The sequence below is a fragment of the Gordonia alkaliphila genome (genome assembly GCF_039542465.1).
Lineage (GTDB): Bacteria > Actinomycetota > Actinomycetes > Mycobacteriales > Mycobacteriaceae > Gordonia > Gordonia alkaliphila.
Genome location: NZ_BAABIE010000005.1, coordinates 36,788 through 53,530, shown reverse-complemented (window position 1 = coordinate 53,530; position 16,743 = coordinate 36,788). Strand labels below are relative to the sequence as shown.

18 protein-coding genes are annotated in these 16,743 nt (G+C 70.9%); 6 read left to right on the top strand and 12 right to left on the bottom strand.

The window, feature by feature from the left end:
- Nucleotides 1–121 precede the first annotated feature (121 nt).
- From cofD to ABD989_RS06890, 3 genes are read left to right on the top strand one after another with little or no spacing between them, the layout of a single operon-like run.
- Entirely contained in the window at nt 122–1,129 is a 1,008-nt protein-coding gene (gene cofD, locus ABD989_RS06900; protein ID WP_345312897.1) for a 2-phospho-L-lactate transferase, read from the top strand.
- Nucleotides 1,130–1,155: 26 nt separating this feature from the next.
- Nucleotides 1,156–2,508: a coenzyme F420-0:L-glutamate ligase gene (locus tag ABD989_RS06895; protein WP_345313035.1), complete on the top strand. Its 1,353-nt coding sequence runs from the start codon at nt 1,156–1,158 to the stop codon at nt 2,506–2,508.
- Nucleotides 2,508–3,080: an NUDIX hydrolase gene (locus ABD989_RS06890; RefSeq protein ID WP_345312896.1), complete on the top strand. Its 573-nt coding sequence runs from the start codon at nt 2,508–2,510 to the stop codon at nt 3,078–3,080. Before ABD989_RS06895 ends, ABD989_RS06890 begins: the two co-directional genes overlap by 1 nt.
- 42 nt (nt 3,081–3,122) lie before the next feature.
- Here ABD989_RS06890 and glgC read toward each other — a convergent pair whose 3' ends face one another.
- The 10 genes from glgC to dapE all read right to left on the bottom strand — a co-directional run bounded on the left by glgC (nt 3,123) and on the right by dapE (nt 12,126).
- Nucleotides 3,123–4,337, bottom strand: coding sequence for a glucose-1-phosphate adenylyltransferase (gene glgC / locus ABD989_RS06885; protein WP_345312895.1), 1,215 nt, complete (start codon nt 4,335–4,337; stop codon nt 3,123–3,125).
- Between the two features lie 98 nt (nt 4,338–4,435).
- Nucleotides 4,436–5,257: a putative RNA methyltransferase gene (locus ABD989_RS06880; RefSeq protein WP_345313034.1), complete on the bottom strand. Its 822-nt coding sequence runs from the start codon at nt 5,255–5,257 to the stop codon at nt 4,436–4,438.
- A gap of 41 nt (nt 5,258–5,298) precedes the next feature.
- Entirely contained in the window at nt 5,299–5,466 is a 168-nt protein-coding gene (locus ABD989_RS06875) for a DUF3117 domain-containing protein (protein ID WP_246991403.1), read from the bottom strand.
- Nucleotides 5,467–5,527: 61 nt separating this feature from the next.
- Nucleotides 5,528–5,881, bottom strand: a complete 354-nt coding sequence (locus ABD989_RS06870) for a DivIVA domain-containing protein (protein WP_246991404.1) — start codon at nt 5,879–5,881, stop codon at nt 5,528–5,530.
- 9 nt (nt 5,882–5,890) lie between these two features.
- Nucleotides 5,891–6,877 (bottom strand): glucosyl-3-phosphoglycerate synthase, encoded by a 987-nt coding sequence (locus tag ABD989_RS06865; RefSeq protein ID WP_246991405.1) that lies wholly within the window; start codon nt 6,875–6,877, stop codon nt 5,891–5,893.
- Nucleotides 6,874–7,752: a dihydropteroate synthase gene (gene folP / locus ABD989_RS06860; protein ID WP_246991406.1), complete on the bottom strand. Its 879-nt coding sequence runs from the start codon at nt 7,750–7,752 to the stop codon at nt 6,874–6,876. Before folP ends, ABD989_RS06865 begins: the two co-directional genes overlap by 4 nt.
- A 32-nt stretch (nt 7,753–7,784) precedes the next feature.
- Nucleotides 7,785–9,578: a long-chain-acyl-CoA synthetase gene (locus ABD989_RS06855; protein WP_345312894.1), complete on the bottom strand. Its 1,794-nt coding sequence runs from the start codon at nt 9,576–9,578 to the stop codon at nt 7,785–7,787.
- A 41-nt stretch (nt 9,579–9,619) separates the two neighbouring features.
- The gene (locus ABD989_RS06850; protein WP_246991413.1) at nt 9,620–10,162 is read right to left on the bottom strand and encodes an LOG family protein; all 543 of its coding nucleotides are present in this window, start codon (nt 10,160–10,162) and stop codon (nt 9,620–9,622) included.
- Nucleotides 10,159–10,953, bottom strand: a complete 795-nt coding sequence (locus ABD989_RS06845; RefSeq protein WP_345312893.1) for an LOG family protein — start codon at nt 10,951–10,953, stop codon at nt 10,159–10,161. The genes ABD989_RS06850 and ABD989_RS06845 overlap by 4 nt, the downstream gene beginning before the upstream one ends.
- A gap of 69 nt (nt 10,954–11,022) precedes the next feature.
- The gene (gene dapE / locus ABD989_RS06840; protein ID WP_345312892.1) at nt 11,023–12,126 is read right to left on the bottom strand and encodes a succinyl-diaminopimelate desuccinylase; all 1,104 of its coding nucleotides are present in this window, start codon (nt 12,124–12,126) and stop codon (nt 11,023–11,025) included.
- A gap of 35 nt (nt 12,127–12,161) precedes the next feature.
- Here dapE and dapD point away from each other — a divergent pair, with 35 nt between their 5' ends.
- Entirely contained in the window at nt 12,162–13,121 is a 960-nt protein-coding gene (gene dapD / locus ABD989_RS06835; RefSeq protein ID WP_345312891.1) for a 2,3,4,5-tetrahydropyridine-2,6-dicarboxylate N-succinyltransferase, read from the top strand.
- A 41-nt stretch (nt 13,122–13,162) separates the two neighbouring features.
- Here dapD and dapC read toward each other — a convergent pair whose 3' ends face one another.
- Both dapC and fdxA read right to left on the bottom strand, forming a co-directional pair.
- Complete coding sequence (dapC, locus tag ABD989_RS06830; RefSeq protein WP_308221316.1) at nt 13,163–14,269, bottom strand: succinyldiaminopimelate transaminase; 1,107 nt, start codon at nt 14,267–14,269, stop codon at nt 13,163–13,165.
- A gap of 2 nt (nt 14,270–14,271) precedes the next feature.
- Complete coding sequence (gene fdxA, locus ABD989_RS06825; RefSeq protein ID WP_246991421.1) at nt 14,272–14,598, bottom strand: ferredoxin; 327 nt, start codon at nt 14,596–14,598, stop codon at nt 14,272–14,274.
- 240 nt (nt 14,599–14,838) lie between these two features.
- On the opposite strand from fdxA, the gene ABD989_RS06820 reads away from it, so the two are divergent.
- Both ABD989_RS06820 and ABD989_RS06815 read left to right on the top strand, forming a co-directional pair.
- Nucleotides 14,839–16,488 carry an FAD-dependent oxidoreductase gene (locus ABD989_RS06820; protein ID WP_345312890.1) on the top strand — a complete coding sequence of 550 codons (1,650 nt, stop codon included), beginning with the start codon at nt 14,839–14,841 and terminating at the stop codon, nt 16,486–16,488.
- Between the two features lie 44 nt (nt 16,489–16,532).
- A complete protein-coding gene (locus tag ABD989_RS06815; protein WP_246991425.1) occupies nt 16,533–16,691 on the top strand; it encodes a hypothetical protein in 159 nt (52 codons plus the stop codon).
- Nucleotides 16,692–16,743: the final 52 nt, after the last annotated feature.

Genomic DNA, 16,743 nt, shown 5'->3' with positions numbered 1-16,743 from the left:
CCACCGACGAGGCCCGGGATGCACTCTCGTATCAGGAGCATGATCGGCGTGTCGCGCCCGAGCTCCGCCGCCGCCCCGCCCGATCGTCCGTTCCCCGAGCCGCCGCCGTAGGGTGAACGCTGTGAAGGTGACGGTACTGGTCGGGGGCGTCGGCGGCGCCCGGTTCCTGCAGGGTGTGCGCGAAGTCTTCGGCCCCACACCCTTCCCCGCGACGGGCGAGTCTGCGGGGGGCCCGCACGAGGTCACCGCGGTGGTGAACGTCGGCGACGATGCCTGGATGCACGGCGTCCGCATCTGTCCCGACCTGGACACCTGCATGTACACCCTCGGCGACGGCATCGACACCGAACGGGGCTGGGGGCGCCGCGGCGAGACCTTCCACGCGAAGGAGGAGTTGGCCGCCTACGGCGCCGATCCGGACTGGTTCGGACTCGGCGACCGCGATCTGGCCACGCACCTGCTCCGCACCCAGATGCTCGACGCCGGCTACCGCCTGTCCGACATCACCGCCGCCCTGTCCAAGCGCTGGCAGCCCGGTGTCCGGCTGCTGCCGGTGACCGACGATCGGCACGAGACGCACGTGCTGATCGACGCCCCCGGCGGCGAGCCGGGCGAGCGGGTGGCGATCCACTTCCAGGAGTGGTGGGTGCGCCACCGCGCCCAGGTGCCCACGCACGGCTTCGTCCAGGTCGACGGCAACGCCGCCCCGGCCCCCGGGGTCGTCGAGGCGATCAACGACGCCGACGTGGTGCTGCTGGCGCCCAGCAACCCGGTGGTCTCCGTCGGCGCGATCACAAGCGTCCCCGGGATCCGCTCGGCGCTGCGCAACACGACCGCTCCCGTGGTCGGCATCAGCCCGGTGATCGACGATCGGCCGCTGCGCGGCATGGCCGACGAATGTCTGTCGGTGATCGGCGTGGACACCACCGCGCGCGCCATCGCCGAGCACTACGGCGCCCGCAGCGGCAACGGTCTGCTCGACGGCTGGCTGGTGGCCCCCGGCGATGCCGCGGCCGCCGACCCGGTCCCGGGCATCGCGATCGCCGCCGCGCCCCTGCTGATGACCGACCCGGTCGCCACCGCGGACATGGTGCGCGCCGCCTGTGCCTTGGTCGGAGTGCAGCTGTGACCGCTGCCGATCCGCCGCTCGCCCCCATGGATCACCGTGCTCCCGTGGATCACCGCGCCACCGGGACGGTCGAGATCCGGCCGGTCACCGGGCTCGGTGAGTTCACTCCCGACAGCGACCTGGCCGCCGAACTGCTGGCCGCCGCACCGTGGATCGCCGACGGCGACGTGGTGGTGGTGACCAGCAAGGTGTTCTCCAAGATCGAAGACCGGCTGGTCCCCGCCCCGACCGACCCCGAGGCGCGAGATGCCCTGCGCCGCAAGCTGATCGTCGACGAAGCGGTGCGTGTCGTCGCGCGGCGCGACGAACTCCTGATCACCGCGAACCGCAACGGACTGGTGCAGGCCGCCGCGGGCATCGACGCGTCGAACGTCGCCGGGGACCAACTGGCCCTGCTGCCCGTCGATCCCGACGCCAGCGCCGCCGGCCTGCGCGCCGCCCTGGCCGCCCGCGGCCGTCGGGTGGCGGTTCTCGTCACCGACACGATGGGCCGCGCCTGGCGGGCCGGCCAGACCGACGTGGCCATCGGCGCGGCCGGGATCGCCGTCCGGCACGCCTACGACGGCACCGTCGACCCCTACGGAAACCTGTTGCGCGTCACCGACATCGCGGTGGCCGACGAACTGGCGGCCGCCGCCGATCTGGTCAAGGGCAAGGCCGCCGGCGTACCGGTGGCCGTGGTCCGCGGCCTGACGCCGACCGACGACGGCAGCGCGGCCCGCGACCTGGTGCGCGATCCCGCGTCGGACCTGTTCCGACTCGGCACCGACGACGCCCTCGCCCAGGGTCGCACCGAGGCGCTGCGGACACGACGGTCGGTGCGCACGTTCGCCCCCGGCCCGGTGGACCCGGACGTGATGCACGCGGCCTTCGCCGAAGCGCTCACCGCACCGGCCCCGCACCACACCCATCCGGTGCGCTTCCTGTGGGTCCGCGCCCCCGCCCGTCGTCGCGCACTGCTCGACGCGATGGCCGACGACTGGCGCGCCGACCTGACCGGCGACGGCAAGACCGCCGAATCGATCGCCAAGCGCGTGGCCCGCGGCCAGATCCTCTACGACGCACCGGAACTCGTGATTCCGGTGCTGACCCGCGACGGCATGCACGACTACCCGGACGCGCGCCGCACGGACGCCGAGACCACCATGTTCACCGTCGCCGCGGGCGCCGCCGTGGGCTACCTCCTGGTGGCGCTGTCGACGCGCGGCGTCGGCAGCTGCTGGATCGGTTCGACGATCTTCGCCGCCCCCACCGTGCGGCGGGTGCTGGATCTGCCGGCCGACTGGGCGCCGCTGGGCGCGGTGGCCGTCGGCCGTCCGGAAACCGAGAGCGCCCTGCGGGCCGCCGCCGCCACCGAAGGACTGGTGATCGAGCTGTGATGATTCCCAACACCCGTGCCGCACTGGCGGAGTGGGCCGCACCCGGCGCCGAGCAGGACTCGCTGCGCCACGCCTACCTCGCCTTCCTCGACGCGGCCCCGAATCCGTGCGAGCGGGCTTGTGTCCCCGGGCATCTGACGGGCTCGGCGATCGTCTTCGATGCGACCGGTGAGCACGTCCTGCTGACGCTGCACCCGCGGGTCGGCAAATGGGTGCAGCTGGGCGGGCACTGCGAACCGGAGGACACCGGTATCGACGCGGCCGCCCTGCGTGAAGCCACCGAGGAATCGGGGCTGCCCGATCTGGTGCTGTCCCCGGGCCCCGTGCACCTGCACACCCACCCGATCACCTGCTCGCTGGGACAGCCCACCCGGCACCTGGACGTCCGCTACGCCGCGGTGGCACCGTCCACCGCGGACGGCACGCCGCCGACACCGGTGCGCAGCAGCGAGTCGACGGACCTCGCGTGGTGGCCGGTCGACGCCCTGCCCGCGGAGGTCGACGCCGAGTCGGTGCCGACCCTCATCGCCTTCGGTCGGTCCGCGCTGCGGGACGCCGGTCTCCTCCCCTGACCCGGCACCCGAACAAGGCACCCGGCCCGGCGAGGAGCCGGATCAGACGGTCTCGTTCTTGCCGACGGCGACGATCCCGCCGCTGCTGACGGTGAATCGCTCGCGATCGGACTCGAGGTCGACGCCGATCTGCCCGCCCTCGGGCACGCAGACGTTCTTGTCGAGAATCGCGTTGCGCACCACCGCGTTCGCGCCGATGCGCACGCCCGGCATCAGGACGCTGCCCTGCACCACGGCGCCTTCGTCGATCACCACGTCCGTCGAGAGCACCGAATTGTGCACGGTGGCGCCGGAGACGATGCAGCCCGCACCGACCATGGAGTCGTTGGCGCTGCCGCCGCGGATGAACTTGGCCGGCGGCAGGTGCGAGGTCTCCCCGCGGATGGGCCAGCGCTCGTTGTAGAGGTTAAAGACGGGGTTGGCCGACACCAGATCCATGTGTGCCTCGTAGAAGGCGTCGATGGTGCCGACGTCGCGCCAGTAGCCCTGATCGTCCGGGGTCTGCCCGGGCACCACGTTGCTGTCGAAGTCGTAAACGTACGCCTGCTCCAGTTCGACGAACGCCGGGATGATGTCGCCGCCCATGTCATGGTCGGAGTCGGGATCGGCCGCGTCCTTGCGGAGCATGTCCACCAGCGCCTCGGTGGAGAAGACGTAGTTGCCCATCGAGGCGAACGTGACGTCCGGGTCGTCGGGGGCGCCCGGCGGGTCGCTCGGCTTCTCCACGAAGTCGGTGATCCGTCGATCGGCGTCGGCCTCGATGCAGCCGAAGGCGATGGCCTCCTTGCGCGGCACCCGGATACCGGCCACGGTCACCGCGGCGCCGGTGGCGATGTGCTGCTCCACCATCTGGGCCGGGTCCATCCGGTACACGTGGTCGGCACCGAACACCACGATGTAGTCGGGCTTCTCGTCGAAGATCAGGTTCATCGACTGGTAGATGGCGTCGGCGCTGCCGGTGTACCAGCGCGGGCCGAGCCGCTGCTGCGCCGGGACCGGGGTGATGAACTCGCCGTGGAAGCCCGACGACCACCACGTCTGCGAGATGTGACGGTCCAGCGAATGCGACTTGTACTGGGTCAGGACGCAGATGCGCTCATACCCGGCGTTCACCAGGTTCGACAGGACGAAATCGATCAGTCGGTACGAACTGCCGAAGGGCACCGCAGGCTTGGCCCGGTCTTTGGTCAGGGGGTACAGCCGTTTCCCCTCGCCCCCAGCGAGAACGATTCCGAGCACGTGCGGTTGTGATCTCACCCCACCAACATATCGCCAACCCCGCGCGCGTGGGCGACGGGCGTGAACGATCACGGACCTTCGGCCTCGGTCGAACGGTCTACCGCCCGGTACCCGGCTCAGTTCGCGGCGGGGACGGCGACGGTCAGCGTCACGTCGAGCGTCACCGGCAGCGCCTCGGCGGCCGCGGTGAGGGCCTGCGCCGCGGCGTGCAGTTCGTCCTCGGTGCGATGGAAGCCGGCCGGCCCCATGCCGGCCAGATCCGCGAGCTGCTCGGCGTCGAGCAGTGCGGTGGCGGTGAGCGGGGTACTGCCGCGCACCTGCAGTCCGCCCGCGGTCAGGTCGGCGTGCAGGCGGTCGAGTTTGTCGGCGCCGATCTCGAGCATGCCGAGCGGCTCCCGCACCTCGTGCAGATGTCCGGGGTTGGGCGTCACCAGCAGCCAGCGTCCGTCCGGCGCCAGCATGCGCACGGTCTCGGCCACGTTGCGGGGCGCGAAGACCGAGAGCACCGCGTCGGCCGTGCCGTCGGCCACCGGGATGGGCTCCCACAGGTCGGCGACCACCGCGATGGCGCGCGGGTGGGCGCGCGCGACGGCCCGCGCGCAGTACTTGGAGAGATCCAGACCGATACCGACGGCCCGCGGCGCCGCGTCGAGGACGGCGGCGAGGTAACGTCCGGTGCCCGCGCCGGCGTCGACGACGACGGCGGCTTCCGGGTCGATCGCGGCGGCCAGCGCCTGCGCGACGGGATCGAAGACTCCCGCGTCGAGCAGACGACGACGGGCGGCGACCATGGGTGCGGTGTCGCTGCGATGCCGATTGCCTCGGCCGCTCAGCAGCGCCACATACCCTTGTCGGGCTTGGTCGAAGCGGTGCGCGTGCGCGCACTGCAGGCCGCGCTCGACCACGTCGAGTGGCCCTGCGCAGACCGGGCAGCGCAGGGCGCGAGCCCCGCGCCGCCCGGTATCTGAAGCGACTTCGGTCAGGCCACGACCTCGCGGAGGACCTCACCGAGGGCTGCGGCTTCTTCGTCGTTCAGTTCGACGACCAGACGACCACCGCCGTCGATCGGAATGCGCACCACGATGCCGCGCCCCTCCTTGACCGCCTCCAGAGGACCGTCACCCATTCGGGGCTTCATCGCTGCCATTCTCGCGCTCCCTTCCCAGACACATGTCAATCTGCGTCCATGATACGTGGCGCAGATCTCGTCACTGTCGCCGGGACGGGTCTACCAGTGGGATCGGCCCGGTGTCGGCGGCCGCCTCGTCTTCCGCGGCCCGCACCGTGAGATCGTGCACCACCGCGCGCAGGTCGTCGATCTCGCGCGCGAGCTTCTCCACCGCCCAGTCCACTTCTTGCGCCTTGTAACCGCGCGTGACCTGCTGGAACACCAGTGCCCGCGCGTCATCGCCGGTGATCCCGACCCGCGGCAGGCGGGTGAGCGTGGTCCCCTTCTGCAGCGGCGGCAGATCCTCGCCGCGCCCGAACACGAACCACACCACGGCGAAGACCACGGCCACCACGAGGATCAGGCCGAGGACGTACAGCACGATGGTCACCACGGCGCCACCCTACCGATCGGCCCCGGGCCGGTCACCGAGCAACGCGGCCACCGGCGGTCGGTCGGCCACCGCGAGTTCGGTGGTGACCGGGGAGAAGGTGCCGTCGATGCCGGGCACGAACTGGGTCAGTCCCACTCCCGAGTCCTCGATCCCGCAGCGCTGCAGCAGGGTCGCGATGATCTGTCGGCTCATCACCGCGAGCTCGGAGAGCGGGCGGTTGCGGTGAGCGCGGGTGCCGAGGTTCACCTGCCCGATCCCGGTGAGGCCGTAGCGGTCGTAGGTATCGATCAGCAGACCCACCTCGACGCCGTAGCCCGCGGCGAACGGGACCGACGACAACAGCTCGCGGGTGCCGGCGTATTCGCCGCCCAGCGGCTGGATCACTTCGCCCAGTTCGGGTTTCAGGGCCGTCAGCAGCGGTCGGGCCGACAGCTCGGTGACGCGGCCGCCGCCGTCGGCCACCTGCGCGCCGCCCGAACGCAGCGGGCGCCGGTAGTAGCCCTTGACCAGGTGGATGTCCGGGTCGAAGAGCAGCGGGCCGAGCAGTCGTGGCACGAACATCGGATCGGGGTCGATCAGGTCGGCGTCGATGAAGGCGATGAGGTCGCCGGTGGTGGCCGCCACCGAGCGCCACAGCGCCTCCCCCTTGCCGGGGCGCGGCGGCAGGTCGCCGAACACGTCGTCGCGCGCCACCACGCGCGCACCGGCGGCCCGGGCGATCGCAGCGGTGTCGTCGGTGGACCCGGAGTCCAGGACCACCAGTTCATCGACCAGGGTGCCGACCAGCCCCATGATGGAGGCCACCACACCGGCCACCGCATCGGCTTCGTTGAGCGCGGGCAGCACCACCGAAACGGTCCGCCCGGCCTTGGCTTCGACGAGTTCGTCGACGGTCCACGCGGGCCTGTCCCAGGCATGGGTGTGCGACCACGGTGCCTGTGCACCCAGCGTCGTGGGCCCGGTGGCCGCCGCGGCTGCGGAGATGTCCTTGCTCATGCCAATCCTCTGACCGTCCGGGCAGGCGGTCGCGTGCCGGCTATCGACGCGACCATGTCGAGCACGCGGCGGGTGTCAGCGACTTCGTGAACGCGAAAGACGCGAGCACCCGCGGCGGCGGCCAACGCCGTCGCGGCCAGCGTACCGGCCACCCGTTCGTGCAACGCCACGCCCAGCGTCTCCCCGATGAAGTCCTTGTTGCTCAACGCCATCAGCACCGGCCAGCCGGTGTCGACGAGGCAGTCGAGACGACGCAGCAGGGCCAGCCCGTGGTGGGTGTTCTTACCGAAGTCGTGCGTCGGATCGATCAGGATCCCGTCGCGGCGCACCCCGGCATCGGCGGCCCGCTGTGCGGACGCGGTGAGCTCGGCGGTCACTTCGGCGACCACGTCGTCGTAGGCCACCCGGTGCGGGCGTGTCCGCACCACGGCGCCGCCGGTGTGCGAGCACACCAGCCCGACGCCGCGGTCGGCGGCCACCGCCACCAGCTCCGGGTCGGTCCCCGCCCACGTGTCGTTGATCAGATCCGCCCCCGCATCGCAGGCCGCCGCGGCGACCTCGCTGCGCCAGGTGTCGACGCTGATCAGCACCTCGGGGTGCCGCTGCCGGATCCACGCGATCATCGGCACCACGCGCTGCGCCTCGGCGGCCGCGTCGACCTCCTCGCCGGGACCGGCCTTGACGCCGCCGATGTCGACGATGTCGGCGCCCTCGGCGATCACCGTGTCGATGCGCGCCATCGCGGCGTCGTCGGTGAACGTGCTGCCGCCGTCGTAGAAGGAGTCCGGGGTGCGGTTGACGATCGCCATCACCAGCGCCCGATCGGTGGCGACCGGACGCCCGCACAGGGTGGTCGACGGCTCGGGCGGGCTCATCCCTCCATCATGGAGCAGTGCCGATTCGTCGGTCAGCGCGGGGCCTTGGCCGCCGCGACCTCGGCGGGGTACTCGGCATAGAACGGGACGTAGCCGTCGGCCTTGCCCTTGAGCACCCACACCGGATCGTCGCCGGTGTCCGCGTAGCCTTCGTCCCGCAGCTCCACCTTGCGGTTCTTGAACGTGGTGGTGGCCTCGATCTCCGGCACCTGCCGTAGGAACAGCGGCAGCGCGTACGACGGCAGGTCCGCGTACAGCCGGTCGGCCAGCTCCTTGCCGTCGAGCACGGCGCCCTCGGCCAGGGACACCGCGGCCATGCCTGCGCGGCCGTCGCAGCCGGGGACCTCGATGCCGTAGACGGCCACGTGCTCTACCGCGGCATCGCCGGCCACCGCGGCCTCCACCTCGGTGGTCGCCACGTTCTCGCCCTTCCAGCGGAAGGTGTCGCCGAGGCGGTCGACGAAGGCGATGTGGAAGAAGCCCTGCTGGCGGACCAGGTCGCCGGAGTTGAAGTACGCGTCGCCGGGCTTGAACGCGTCGCGGATCACCTTGCGTTCGGTCTCGGCGTCGTCGGTGTAGCCGTCCAGCGGCACCCGCGCGCTGATCTCGGCGATCAGCAGCCCGGGCTCGCCCTTGCGCACCGAGCGCAGTCGACCGTCCGCGTCGCGGCGCGGACTGCCGTCGGCGTCGTACTCCACCACCTTGAACGGCAGCGGACAGAAGCCGGCGGTGCGCTTGACGTTGAAGGCGTTGACGAAGGCCAGGTTCAGTTCGCTGGCCCCGTAGAACTCCACCACGCGCTCGATGCCGAAGCGCTCGGCGAACTCGTCCCAGATCTCCGGGCGCATGCCGTTGCCGACGATCACCCGCACCGCGTGCTGACGGTCTGTCGGTCGAGCGGGCTGCGCGAGCAGGTAGCGGCACAGTTCACCGATGTAGCAGAAGGCGGTGGCCCGGTTGGCGATCACGTCGTCCCAGAACCGGCTCGCCGAGAACTTGCGGCCGATCGCGATGCATGCGCCCCCGGCCAGGACCGCACCGAGCGACACCGACAGCGCGTTGTTGTGGTACATCGGCAGCGGGACGTACAGGGTGTCGCTGGGCCGCAGCCGCACCGCGAGCCCGCCGATGCCGGAGTAGTTCGCGAGCCAGCGGTTGTGGCTCATGCGGCTGGCCTTGGGCAGGCCGGTGGTGCCCGAGGTGAAGATGAGGAAGGCGTTGGTCGACGCCGGGAGGGTCGCGGTCACCGCCGGATCGGCGTCCGGCTTGCCCGCGGCGGCCGCGTCGAGCTCGTCGAAGTCCAGGACGTGCTCGGGGCGCCGCTCCGGGCGCATCGTCTCCCAGGCCTCGACGCACCGCGGGTCGCGGATCAGCACCTTGGCGTCGAGCAGCGTCATGCTGTGGTCGATCACCGCGCCGCTCTGGTTGTAGTTCAACATGCCCGCCGACGCACCCAGCTTGACCGTCGCCAGAATCACCAGCAGGTCGGTGTCGCTGTTCTCGGCCAGGATGCCGACCACGTCGCCGACGCCCACGCCGCGCTCGGCGAGGACCGCCGCGTACCGATTGACCACCCGGTTGGCTTCCCCGTAGGTCAGCATCGCGCCGTCGAAGCGGACGAACGGGCGATCCGGGTACTTGGCCGCCAGGTTCGCGAAGACCGAGCCGATCGTCTTGGCGGCGTCCGGCGAACGCAGCACCATGCCAGGCGCGTGCCGCGCCATGGACAGCAGATCCGGTGCCATCTCAACCGCGCCCTTGAGCAGGTCGGCGACGCCGACCCGGTTTCGTTCGAGGCCGGGACGTCGACTGGTCTGCTGGGTCATGGCGAGGAGACTTCCTTCTCGAGGATGCTGGGGGAGTGACGCTACCTTACCGTCGAGTCAGCTACGGCGAGCGCACCGGCCAGGTCCGGCACCACGGTGAGTCGGTCCAGGGCATGCTGTGCGACGAAGCCCCGCGTGGCCAGGTCCCGCAGCCAGGCGAGCATCGGATCGTAGAAGCCCTCGTGGTTGAGCAGCGCGATCGGCTTGTCGTGCACGCCGAGGAAGCCGCCGGTCCAGGTCTCGAAGAGTTCCTCGAGGGTGCCGATGCCGCCCGGCAGCGTGATGAAGCCGTCGGCGAGCTCGTCCATCAGGCGTTTACGCTCGCGCATGGTGCCGGTGACGATCAGCTCGTCGGAGTCGGTGTCGGCTACTTCCGCGGCCATCAGGTGCTCCGGGATGATGCCGATGGTGTAGCCGCCGGCGGCCCGCGCACCCTGCACCACCGCGCCCATCATGCCCACGTTGCCGCCGCCGGACACCAGGGTCAGGCCGGCCTCGGCGATGGCCGCGCCGGTCTGCTCGGCGAGATCGAGGTACGTCTGATCCACCGGCCCGGAGGCGCAGTAGACGCAGATCGCGCTCATCGGATCCCCGACGCGATCACCACGTCGACGGCCTCTTGCGGCGTGTCCACCACCGTGATCAGTTCCAGGTCCTCCGGACTGATCTTCTCGCCGGCGAGCAGGGTGCCGCGCATCCAATCGACCAGTGGGCTCCAGAAGTCGCGGCCGATCAGCACGATCGGAAAGCGCTTGACCTTGCCGGTCTGCACCAGGGTGAGCGCTTCGAAGAGCTCGTCGAGGGTGCCGATGCCGCCGGGCACGCAGACGAAGGCCTGCGCGTACTTGACGAACATCGTCTTGCGGACGAAGAAGTACCGGAAGTTCATGCCGAGCGTCAGGTACGGATTCATGTGCTGCTCAAAGGGCAGCTCGATGTTGAGTCCGATGGATTCGCCGCCGGCCAGGAAGGCGCCCTTGTTGGCGGCTTCCATCGCGCCCGGACCGCCACCGGTGATCACGGCGAAGCCCGCCTCCGACAGTCGTCGCCCCACCTCGACGCCCAGTTCGTACTCGGCGCTGCCCGGCACCGACCGGGCGGTGCCGAAGACGGTCACCGCTTCGGTGACCTTCTCCAGCGCGTCGAATCCGGCGACGAACTCGGACTGGATGCGCAGCACGCGCCAGGAATCGCGCACGGTGCGCTCGAGCAGCAGGGCGCTGTCGCGCGGATCGACCCATTCCAGCAGGTTCTCGTCGCTGGTGACGTACTGCTGGTCCTCGCCGACGCGGAGTTGGGCGGCGCCCGCGTAACGCACCTGGGTGCCGTCGACGGGCACGTCGTCCTCGAGCGGCTCGGGCCGCAGATCGCTCATGGCTTCACGCTAGCAACCGGGCGGCACCGGGACGCTCACGCACTGAGGACGCTCACGCACTGAGGACGCTCACGCGCGGAGGTAGCGGCGGAGCACCTCGGTCACCTCGTAGATCTGGGCGACGGGAACCCGCTCGTCGGCACGGTGCGCGAGGCTCGGGTCGCCCGGACCGAGGTTCACCGCGGGCACCCCGAGGGCGGCGAAGCGGGCCACGTCGGTCCACCCGTACTTGGCGCGGAAACGGCCGCCGGCCGCCTCGACCAGGGCCGCCGCCGCGGGCTGCGCCAGTCCGGGCAGTGCGCCGGGCGCCGAGTCGGCCACTGCGGCGGTGAGCACACCGTCGGCGAGTTCGGCCGCGAAGACCTCCCGCACGTGCGCCAGGGCCTGCTCGGGCGTGCGGTCCGGGGCGTAGCGGAAGTTCACGTCCAGGTGCGCGGCGTCGGGCACCACGTTGCCTGCCACTCCTCCGGCCACCGCGACCGCCGAGAGTCCCTCGCGGTACTCGCAGCCGTCGATGTCCACGCGGCGCGGCACATAGGCGCCGAGCGTCACCAGCGCGCCGCCCAGTTTGTGGATGGCGTTCTCGCCCATCCAGGCGCGCGCCGAGTGGGCGCGGGTTCCGGTGGCGGCCAAGCGGACGCGCAGCGTGCCCTGGCAGCCCGCCTCGATGAGACCGCCGGTCGGTTCGCCGAGGATCGCGACGTCGCCGACCAGCCAGTCCGGCTTCTCGCGTTCGATCCGGCCGAGCCCGTTGAACTCGGCGGCGATCTCCTCGCAGTCGTAGAAGATCAGCGTCAGGTCGTGCGTTGGATCGTCGAGAGTGGCGGCCAGGTGCAAGAACACCGCGAGCCCCGACTTCATGTCGACGGTGCCGCAGCCGTGCAGCACGTCGCCCTCCTCGGAGGTGTCGGTCCGCCACGACGGGACGTTGTCGGCCAGCGGCACGGTGTCCAGGTGTCCGGCCAAGATCACCCGGGAGGCGGCGCCGCGCCGGGTCCGCGCCAGCACGTTGTTGCCGAACCGGGCGATCTCGAAGCCGCGGGTCTGCGCGCGCAGCGCCGCCTCGACGGCGTCGGCGATCAGCGTTTCGTCGCGGCTCACACTCGCGATGTCCACCAGGGCGGCGGTCAGGTCGACGGGATCGGCACGCAGGTTCAGGTCGGGAACGCTCACCGGATCCACTGTAGTGAGGCGGGTAAGATCTCTCCGTGACTACTCAAGGTGCAACTGCCATCGGAATCGCCACGCTCACCGACGACGGTGTCGTCCTGGACACCTGGTTTCCCGATCCGCAGCTGATCACCGATCCGAGCGAAGACGCGGGCACAGTGCTCCTGAGCGATGTGGACACCCCCCGGGAACTGATCGAGGCCGTCGGCGTGGACGGCGCCCGGCGCGTGAGCACCGTCGCGGTCCGCACCGTGATCGCCGACTTGCAGGCGCCGCCGGTCGACGCCCACGACGTCTACCTTCGCCTCCATCTGCTCTCGCACCGCCTGGTGCGCCCGCACGGCCAGAACCTGACCGGCATCTTCGGTCTGTTGGCCAACGTCGTCTGGACCAACTTCGGCCCCTGCACCGTCGACGGCTTCGAAGCCACCCGCACCCGGCTGCGGGCCCGCGGCCCGGTCAGCGTCAGCTCCGTCGACAAGTTCCCGCGCATGGTCGACTACGTGGTGCCCAGCGGCGTCCGCATCGGCGATGCCGATCGCGTGCGCCTCGGCGCGCACCTGGCGTCGGGCACCACCGTGATGCACGAGGGCTTCGTGAACTTCAACGCCGGCACCCTGGGCCATTCCATGGTGGAGGGCCGGATCTCGGCGGGCGTCGTGATCGGCGACGGGACCGACATCGGCGGCGGCGCGTCGACCATGGGCACGCTGTCCGGCGGCGGCAAGGAGATCATCTCGATCGGTCGCCGCTGCCTGCTCGGCGCCAACGCCGGCTGCGGCATCCCCCTCGGCGACGACTGCGTGGTCGAGGCCGGGCTCTACATCACCGCGGGCACCAAGGTGACCGGACCGGACGGCAAGGTGGTCAAGGCGCGCGCACTGGCCGGCCGCAACAACCTGCTGTTCCGCCGCAATTCCCAGACCGGCACCGTCGAGGTGACCGCCTCGCAGGGGGACGGCATCGAGCTCAACGAAGCCCTGCACGCCAACGACTGATGTCCTCCGGCGCCGCGCGGCGCCCGCCTTTTCGGCCGTACTCAGGCCAGGCGGGCGGCCGCGGCGGCGACGCGTTCGTCGGTGGCGGTGAACGCCATCCGGATGTGGCGGGCGCCCTGCGGTCCGTAGAAGTCGCCGGGGGCCACCAGGATGCCGCGCTCGGCGAGCCAGTCGACGGTCGCACGCGCGTCGTCGCCCCGCGTGGCCCACAGGTAGAGGCCGGCCTCGGAGTGGTCGACGGTGAACCCCGCCGCGCCCAATGCGGCCTTCAGGGTGTCGCGGCGCAGGCGGTAGCGCTCGCGCTGCTCGTTCACGTGCACGTCGTCGTTCAGGGCGGCGATCATCGCCCCCTGCACCGGGTACGGCACGATCATGCCCGCGTGCTTGCGCACCGCGAGGAGCTCGGCGATGAGCGCGGTGTCTCCGGCCAGGAAACCGGCCCGGTAGGAGGCGAGATTGGAGACCTTGGACAGCGAGTGCACGGCGATCAGGCCGGTGTGGTCGCCGCCGCAGATCGCCGGATCCAGGATCGAGACGGCCGGGGTGTCCCAGGCCAAGCCCAGGTAGCACTCATCGGAGACCACCACGACGCCGCGCTCGCGCGCCCACGCGACCACCTTGCGCAGGTGGTCCGCCGGCAGCACCTTGCCCGTCGGGTTCGACGGCGAGTTCAGGAACAGCAGCGCCGGGCGCTCCGGCCCCACCGCCACCGTCGAGTCGGCGCGGAGCACACGTGCACCGGCGAGCAGCGCGCCGACCTCATAGGTCGGGTACGCCACCTCGGGGATCACCACCAGGTCGCCGGCGGGTACGCCCAGCTGTGCGGGCAACCCGGCGATGGCTTCCTTGGTGCCGATCACCGGGAGGATCGACGACTCGTCCAGCCCGTCGATGCCGAAGCGCCGAGCGAGCGCGGCGACGGCGGCGTCGCGCAGTTCACGGGTGCCGACGGTCGCGGGATAGCCGGGGAACTCCGAGGAGTCGGCGAGTGCCTGCCGGATGATCGGGTCCACCGGGTCCACCGGGGTGCCGACCGACAGGTCGACGATTCCGCCGGGGTGGGCGCTCGCCTGCGCCTTCGCGTCGGCGAGGGAGTCCCACGGGAAGTCGGGCAGCGTCGCGCTGACCGGCTGCAGGCGATGGGCCACCGCTAGGCTTCTTCGCCCATCGGCGGCAGGTTCTTGATGAACGGCGGGTCGAAGTCGACCTTGCCGACCTTGCTGGCGCCGCCGGGCGAGCCGAGCTCGCTGAAGAAGTCGACGTTCGCCGCGTAGTAGGGCTCCCACTCGTCGGGCACGTCGTCTTCGTAGAAGATCGCCTCGACCGGGCACACCGGCTCGCACGCACCGCAGTCGACGCACTCGTCGGGCTGGATGTACAGCATCCGGCCGCCCTCGTAGATGCAGTCGACGGGGCACTCTTCCACGCACGCCCGATCGAGCACATCCACACACGGCTCAGCGATGATGTAGGTCACGACGTCTCTCCTCTTCACACACGCCAGAACTCCGGTTCGAGGGCTGATCGCACCGGAAAGTCTCAGACAACTATGACAGCCTAACCGGCATGCGGCCGAGGTCTGCATCGGCGACGCGGGCATACCCCCTCACCGGCGCGGATTTATGCGCAGCCCGAGAAAAACGAGCGTGAACAAGCCCACATCGGTCCCGGAATAGATACCCCCGAGGGTATAGTTGGACCCACGGAGGAGGCAATCATGAGAATTGTTGTGGTCGGCGGCGTCGCCGGCGGAATGAGCGCTGCGGCGCGGGCCCGGCGATTGGACGAGAACGCTGAGATCATCGTTTTCGAACGCGGCGAACATCCCTCGTTCGCCAACTGCGGTCTGCCCTACTACGTCAGCGGCGAGATCACCGACCGCGCGGACCTGCTGGTGCAGACCCCGGAATCGCTGCGTGAAGCGCTCGACATCGACGTGCGCATCCGCCACGACGTGATCGCCGTGGACCCCGCGGCCAAGACCGTGCAGGTGCGCAACGACGCCGGCGTCGAGACGGTGGCCTACGACGCCCTCGTGCTCTCCCCCGGCGCCTCCGCCATCCGCCCGCCGCTGCCCGGCCTCGACTCCCCGCGCGTGCAGACGCTGCGGACGGTGGGCGATGCCGTGCAGATGCGCGACACCGTCACCGACGGCGCCCAGCGTGCCGTCGTGCTCGGTGCGGGCTTCATCGGCCTCGAGGCCGCCGAGGGCCTGCGCATGCAGGGCCTGGCCGTCGACGTCGTGGAACTGGCCCCGCACGTGCTGCCTCCCCTGGAGTCGGAGATCGCCGCCCGGATCAGCGCCGAGCTGACCGCGATGGGCATCACCGTCCACGAGGGCGTGGGCGCCACCGCCATCGAGTCGGGATCCGACGAGGACGTCGTCATGCTCGCCGACGGCACGCGGATCCCCGCCGACGTGGTGGTCCTCTCGGTCGGCGTGCGTCCGGACACCCAGGTGTTCCTCGACGCCGGTGTGGCCGACGAGCGCGGCGCGCTCATCGTCGACGAACACGGTCGCACCAACCTCGACGGTATCTGGGCCGTCGGCGACGCCGTGATCTCCACCGACCGGATCACCGGTCTGCGCCGCCCGGTCGCGCTGGCCGGTCCGGCCAACCGTGCCGGACGCCTGGTGGCCGATCACATCGTCAACCCGGACACCGCGCGGCCGATCCCCCATCCGCTGGGCACCGCCATCGTCCGCGTCGGCTCGCTGACCGCGGCGCTGACCGGCGCCAATCGCAGCGCCCTGGAGGCCGCGGGCATCGAGTACCGCACCATCCACCTGCACGCGGACAACCACGCCGGCTACTTCCCCGGCGCCGTCCAGATGAGCCTGCTGGTGCACCTGCGCACCTCCGACGGCCTGATCCTGGGCGCGCAGGGCGTGGGCCCGGACGGCGTGGACAAGCGGATCGACGTGTTCGCCACCGCCATCGCCAACCGAATGACCGGCCCCGAGCTGATCGACCTGGACCTGGCCTACGCACCGCCGTACGGCTCGGCCAAGGACCCGGTGAACCTGGCCGGCATGATCGCCGAGAACGTGCTCGACGGCGAACTGGACCTCTGGTACGCCGATCAGCTCGACGAGCCCGGCTACTTCCTCCTGGATGCGCGCAGCCGGGAGGAGTACGACGAGGGCCACGTCGACGGCGCCCTGCTGGTGCCGCACACCCAGGTGCGCGAGCGTCTCGACGAGATCCGCGAGGCCGCGGCCGGTCGGCCGATCCGCGTCTACTGCGCGAGCGGCAAGCGCAGTTACCTGGCCTACCGGATCCTGCGGCAGTCCGGCCTGGAAGCGGCCAACCTGTCCGGCGGCATCCTCACCCTGCGTGCCGTCCACCCCGAACTGGTCCCCTGACCACCCTCTAGACCCCCTGATCAGTCAGTTTTAGGAGAACCATCATGTGTCAGCAAGCCACCTGCAAGACCTGCGGCAAAGTCACCTGGCGCGGCTGCGGCCAGCACGTCGACCAAGTGATGCGCGGCGTGCCCGCCAGCAAGCGCTGCCCGGGCCACGAGAAGCAGCCCGGCCGTCTCGCCAAGATGTTCGGCGCCCGCTGAGTCGGCCCTCAGCCACTCAGTAGCCGAGCCCGGAGGGCGGCCCCGCCACGCG

What these genes read in the sequence shown, in the direction of transcription:
- ABD989_RS06850 (WP_246991413.1), bottom strand. Translation starts at nt 10,162, where the DNA reads ATGAGCGCGATCTGCGTCTACTGCGCCTCCGGGCCGGTGGATCAGACG.
- ABD989_RS06875 (WP_246991403.1), bottom strand. Translation starts at nt 5,466, where the DNA reads ATGGCAGCGATGAAGCCCCGAATGGGTGACGGTCCTCTGGAGGCGGTC.
- ABD989_RS06895 (WP_345313035.1), top strand. Translation starts at nt 1,156, where the DNA reads ATGGATCACCGTGCTCCCGTGGATCACCGCGCCACCGGGACGGTCGAG.
- ABD989_RS06815 (WP_246991425.1), top strand. Translation starts at nt 16,533, where the DNA reads ATGTGTCAGCAAGCCACCTGCAAGACCTGCGGCAAAGTCACCTGGCGC.
- ABD989_RS06865 (WP_246991405.1), bottom strand. Translation starts at nt 6,877, where the DNA reads ATGAGCAAGGACATCTCCGCAGCCGCGGCGGCCACCGGGCCCACGACG.
- ABD989_RS06855 (WP_345312894.1), bottom strand. Translation starts at nt 9,578, where the DNA reads ATGACCCAGCAGACCAGTCGACGTCCCGGCCTCGAACGAAACCGGGTC.
- ABD989_RS06890 (WP_345312896.1), top strand. Translation starts at nt 2,508, where the DNA reads ATGATTCCCAACACCCGTGCCGCACTGGCGGAGTGGGCCGCACCCGGC.
- folP (WP_246991406.1), bottom strand. Translation starts at nt 7,752, where the DNA reads ATGAGCCCGCCCGAGCCGTCGACCACCCTGTGCGGGCGTCCGGTCGCC.
- ABD989_RS06845 (WP_345312893.1), bottom strand. Translation starts at nt 10,953, where the DNA reads ATGAGCGATCTGCGGCCCGAGCCGCTCGAGGACGACGTGCCCGTCGAC.
- ABD989_RS06820 (WP_345312890.1), top strand. Translation starts at nt 14,839, where the DNA reads ATGAGAATTGTTGTGGTCGGCGGCGTCGCCGGCGGAATGAGCGCTGCG.